This window comes from Nocardioides sp. P5_C9_2, from assembly GCF_054049555.1.
Window position 1 is genome coordinate 1 of sequence record NZ_JBFUMD010000325.1, and the last position, 4,598, is coordinate 4,598.

The 4,598-nt window shown below is 69.5% G+C and carries 6 protein-coding genes and 1 tRNA gene; 5 read left to right on the forward strand and 2 right to left on the reverse strand.

Going from position 1 to position 4,598, the window contains the following annotated elements:
- Positions 1–140: 140 nt before the first annotated feature.
- Positions 141–494 carry a metallopeptidase family protein gene (locus ACXJKL_RS15135; protein WP_457207864.1) on the forward strand — a complete coding sequence of 118 codons (354 nt, stop codon included), beginning with the start codon at positions 141–143 and terminating at the stop codon, positions 492–494.
- 11 nt (positions 495–505) lie between these two features.
- On the opposite strand, the gene ACXJKL_RS15140 is transcribed toward ACXJKL_RS15135, so the two are convergent.
- The gene (locus ACXJKL_RS15140; protein ID WP_457207868.1) at positions 506–1,441 is read right to left on the reverse strand and encodes an ATP-binding protein; all 936 of its coding nucleotides are present in this window, start codon (positions 1,439–1,441) and stop codon (positions 506–508) included.
- 296 nt (positions 1,442–1,737) lie between these two features.
- On the opposite strand from ACXJKL_RS15140, the gene ACXJKL_RS15145 reads away from it, so the two are divergent.
- From ACXJKL_RS15145 to ACXJKL_RS15160, 4 genes are all read left to right on the forward strand, one after another.
- Positions 1,738–3,219, forward strand: a complete 1,482-nt coding sequence (locus ACXJKL_RS15145) for an NAD(P)/FAD-dependent oxidoreductase (RefSeq protein ID WP_457207865.1) — start codon at positions 1,738–1,740, stop codon at positions 3,217–3,219.
- A gap of 44 nt (positions 3,220–3,263) precedes the next feature.
- Positions 3,264–3,336 (forward strand) — tRNA-Lys (locus ACXJKL_RS15150).
- A 291-nt stretch (positions 3,337–3,627) separates the two neighbouring features.
- Positions 3,628–3,831: a transcription antiterminator/RNA stability regulator CspE gene (cspE, locus tag ACXJKL_RS15155; protein ID WP_056886937.1), complete on the forward strand. Its 204-nt coding sequence runs from the start codon at positions 3,628–3,630 to the stop codon at positions 3,829–3,831.
- 200 nt (positions 3,832–4,031) lie between these two features.
- Positions 4,032–4,211: a hypothetical protein gene (locus ACXJKL_RS15160; RefSeq protein WP_457207866.1), complete on the forward strand. Its 180-nt coding sequence runs from the start codon at positions 4,032–4,034 to the stop codon at positions 4,209–4,211.
- Positions 4,212–4,217: 6 nt separating this feature from the next.
- On the opposite strand, the gene ACXJKL_RS15165 is transcribed toward ACXJKL_RS15160, so the two are convergent.
- Positions 4,218–4,598: hypothetical protein (locus tag ACXJKL_RS15165; RefSeq protein ID WP_457207867.1), on the reverse strand; the 381-nt coding region annotated here is incomplete at its 5' end.

Sequence of the window (4,598 nt, forward strand, 5' to 3'; positions counted from 1 at the left end):
GTTGGTTAGCGCGCCGCCCTGTCACGGCGGAGGCCGCGGGTTCGAGTCCCGTCGGGGTCGCCATCAGGCCGGTCCGGAGCACACGCTCCGGGCCGGCCTTCTGTGTGGAGCGGCACCCGCACCCCGCCTACGCTGGCCGCATGCCCGTGGAGATCGCGCCCGACGACTTCGACCGGCTCGTCGAGTCGGCCCTCGACGAGCTGCCCGCCGAGATCGCCGGCCTGGTGAGCAACGTGGTGCTCCAGGTCGAGGACGACGCCCCCGCCGACGACCCTCACCTGCTCGGCATCTACGAGGGCGTGGCGCTCACCGAGCGGGCGGCCAACCACAGCGGCATGCTTCCCGACCGGATCCTGGTGTTCCGCCGCCCGCTGGTCGAGATGTGCGACTCGCTCGAGGAGCTCCGCGACGAGGTGCGCATCACCGTCGTGCACGAGATCGCGCACCACTTCGGCATCGGCGAGGCTCGGCTGCACGCACTCGGGCTGGGCTGACGAAGCTCGCGTCAGGAGACGTGCTGGGCGTTGATGAGCCCGGATCCGCCGCCGTCGCCGTGCCAGGACCGGGGCGCCTCGCCCGCGAGCTGGCGCACCATCTCGCCGAGGTACCAGAGGTGGAACGTCCGCTGGTCGGGCGTGCGCTGCAGGGAGAGCAGTCGCTCGGCCCTGCAGAAGGCGTCGGCCAGGTCGAACATCTCGATCATCGTGGAGACGATCGCCGAGGCCTCCGGCTCCATCCGCAACGAGACGTCGACGGCGCGGACGCCGGCCCGTCGCGCCGCGCGGACGGTGCGCTGGAACTCGCTCGGGATCTGGCGCTCGAAGCTGGTGAACATCGCCGAGAGGTCGGCGGCGAGCGGGTAGTGGTCCTGGTGGGCGACCGCGAGGAGGCGCAGCTCCCGGCGCAGCTCGTAGTACTGACGCGACAGCGAGGAGTAGAGCCGCGGGTCGACGCCGAGGAGCCGGACCTCCCGCGCGTCCTCGCTGACGGGGGCGGGCTCGACCACGACGGTGCTGTCGATGACGGCCTCGGCGCCGCCGTCCTCACGCACCTCCGGTGCCGGTTCGAACCACACCACCTTGCCGTCGGACTCGATGGAGGCCCCCCACGCGACCGAGCTCATGGCCACGATCGACAGCCCGCGACCGAAGGTGGTCAGGAACTCCTCGGGGTCCGGGGAGTGCCCGGGCGGGGTCGGCGGCTGCGACGACCCGTCGCTGACCTCGATGCGGGGGTGGCTGGCCGTCCCGCGGACCCGTACGGCGATCGGCTCGGCGCCGTGCAGGACGGCGTTGGTGGTGAGCTCGGAGACGCCGAGCTCGGCGCACTCGACGAGATCCTCGCGCCCGAGCTCGAGGCAGATGTCCCGGACCCAGCGGCGCGCGTCCGCGACGGCGCGCGGGGACGCCGACAGCGGGAGGGCTTGCTTCGTCAAGGGCACTAGGTCACTCACCGGGGGAGGATGTGGGTAGTCCAGCGGGGCGTACGTACCCAGGCCAACCACCGAGCAAACACGCCCCCGAGAAAAGTTTTTGCCTTCAGTAGTGACGCCGCGATGGTGCCGGCATCGGTGTCGAAAAGGTGCGGTGGTCTGGCTGAGTCTTACCTGAGACGCACGAGTTGACCAGATGTGACGCACGGAACCGGACCGACATTTGGGCCCCGGTAGCCGGAGGCGGGACAATGGCGAGGAGGGTGACGTCGTCCAGCGCCGCTCACGGCTCCAGGAGGATTGACATGTCGGATTCCCAGGCCCAGCAGACCGCTGCCCACAAGGTGGTCGTGATCGGCTCCGGCTTCGGTGGTCTGTTCGGCACCAAGGCACTGCGCAAGGCCCCGGTGGACGTCACCGTCGTCGCGAAGACGACCCACCACCTCTTCCAGCCGCTGCTGTACCAGGTGGCGACCGGCATCCTGTCCGAGGGCGAGATCGCACCCCCGACCCGCGAGGTCCTCAGCGGCCAGACGAACGCCCAGGTCCTGCTCGGCGAGGTCACCGGCGTCGACCTGACGGCCCGCACGGTGACCAGCCACGTGCTGGGCCGCGAGACCGTCTCCCACTACGACTCGCTGATCGTGGCCGCCGGCGCGGCGCAGTCCTACTTCGGCAACGACCACTTCTCCGAGTACGCGCCCGGCATGAAGAGCATCGACGACGCCCTCGAGCTGCGGGGGCGCATCTTCGGTGCCTTCGAGATGGCCGAGCTCGGAGCCAACCGCGGCGACGACATCGACCACCTGCTCACCTTCGTGGTCGTCGGCGCCGGTCCCACCGGCGTGGAGATGGCCGGCCAGATCGCCGAGCTGGCGCACCGCACCCTCAAGCGCGACTTCCGGGCGATCAACACCCGCGAGGCGCGCGTGATCCTGCTGGACGCCGCCCCCCAGGTGCTCCCGCCCTTCGGGCAGAAGCTCGGCGAGAAGGCCAAGGCCGAGCTCGAGAAGCTCGGGGTCGAGGTGATCCTCGGCGCCATGGTGACCGACGTCGACGAGCGCGGCATCGAGATGAAGTTCAAGGACGGCCGCGTCGAGCGGATCAAGACGGTCACCAAGATCTGGGCTGCCGGCGTACAGGCGAGCCCGCTCGGCAAGACCCTCTCGGAGCAGAGCGGCGCGCCGCTCGACCGCGCGGGCCGCATCGGCGTCAACCCCGACCTCACGCTGCCCGGTCACCCCGAGGTGTTCGTCGTCGGCGACATGATCGCCCTCGACAACCTGCCCGGCGTCGCCCAGGTGGCGATCCAGGGCGCCAAGTACGCCGCGAAGGAGATCGAGGGCCGGCTCGCTGGCCACGCCCCGCAGGGACCCTTCAAGTACTTCGACAAGGGCTCGATGGCGATCATCAGCCGCTTCCGCGCCGTCGCCATGGTCGGCAAGCTCCGGCTCACCGGCGTCGTCGCCTGGCTGATGTGGCTCGGGGTGCACCTCGTCTACATCACCGGCTTCAAGAGCCGCGTGACGGCGCTGCTGCACTGGGCCATCTCGTTCCTGGGGCGCGGTCGCTCCGAGCGGACCACCACCGAGCAGCAGATCTTTGCCCGGACCGCGCTCGCCCGCCTTCGCCGGGGTGCCACCGACCTCGTCTCCGAGCCGGGGGCCTACGACGCCGCCCGCCAGATGATGGAGACGACCCGGCGCGAGGAGCTCGAGGCGATGGCGCTCGAGGAGGCCCGGCTGACCGACTCCGGAGCCCGCGGAGTGCCCGCCGAGCAACGCTGACCCCGCACGGCGACGTCGTATGGCGACCTCGCTAGGCTGCGTGCGGGCYATTAGCTCAGTTGGTAGAGCAYCKGACTYTTAATCMGWGGGTCGWMGGTTCGAGCCCGACATGGCCTACCGAAACGCCCGGCGGGGCGTCGTCACGTCGTCGTCGTCCGCGCGCTGCACAGAGTTCACCGATGCGCGCGAATTCTCGTGGCCACGGAGGTTTCCTTCTCACGCTTCCTTGGTAGTGTTTGTCGTGCAACAGGTGCAAGTTCCAGCAGGTAGACGCCCGCGGAGTTTGTGATCCAACGGCGTTTCAGCTTCGGGCCTGCCAGTCCCGCGAGTCGGAGCGACGTGTCACCGCATCTATTGCGGGATCGTCGAAGTGACGATCTTTCGCCCGATAACAGGAGTAACAGCGCAATGGCTCAAGGCACCGTGAAGTGGTTCAACGCCGAGAAGGGTTTCGGCTTCATCGCGCAGGAGGACGGCGGCGACGACGTCTTCGTGCACTACTCGGCGATCCAGTCGCAGGGCTACAAGTCCCTCGACGAGAACCAGAAGGTCGAGTTCGACGTCACCCAGGGCCCCAAGGGCCCGCAGGCGGAGAACGTTCGCGCCGTCTGACGACACCTCGAAGCACCGGCACAGCACCTGTTCCGGACTTCTGACAGCGAGGCCCTACCCGTTCGGGTAGGGTCTCGTTGCCCGTTTGGGCCATTGCGCGACAGCCCGGGTACTTTTTACGATTGAACCAGTTTGAGCGTCCGGCCGCGGGGGCACGGTCGATCTTCGTAGTCCGTCCTCGTCCACAGCTGGAGGTAGTGGTGCCTGACCAGTTCGACGTGAGCCTCGAGGACGATGACCTCCTCGGCGAGGTGGAGCTGACCACCACGCTGATCATCGCCGCGAGCGAGGCCGAGGAGCACCTGTCCCAGGAGGAGATCGACCGACTCCTGGGCGTCTCGCCGCGCCGTCCGCCGGGGCAGCGCCCCGCCCAGGACTGACCGGTCTCAGCAGGTCGCGAACAGCACCGGCCCGCTGGTGAGGTCCGAGAGCACGTACTGTCCCGGCACCGGACTGAGGTCGAGGGTCACCACGCGTCCCGAGGACGCCGCCTCGTCCAGGGCGAACCGGTCGGCGAAGTCGCCGCCCTGACCCGGGGCCGGTCCGCTGGCCAGGGTCGCCCGCGTCTGAGCGTCGACCCGGGCCACCTCGTCGTCCTCGAACGACATCGCGACCCGGAGGTCGCCGCCCGCCCGCAGGCCCATCGCGAAACCCGTCATCGGGTGCACCTCGCCGGCCCGCTCGAGCAGGCTGTCGGCGACCGCCTGGTCGTCCTCGTCGGCCGACGCCATCGCCAGGTGCCGACAGGCGTAGCCCCCGGAGAAGAT

Bases quoted from the DNA above. Each gene is read 5' to 3' on its own strand.
- ACXJKL_RS15135 (WP_457207864.1), top strand. From the start codon at position 141: ATGCCCGTGGAGATCGCGCCCGACGACTTCGACCGGCTCGTCGAGTCG.
- ACXJKL_RS15145 (WP_457207865.1), top strand. From the start codon at position 1,738: ATGTCGGATTCCCAGGCCCAGCAGACCGCTGCCCACAAGGTGGTCGTG.
- cspE (WP_056886937.1), top strand. From the start codon at position 3,628: ATGGCTCAAGGCACCGTGAAGTGGTTCAACGCCGAGAAGGGTTTCGGC.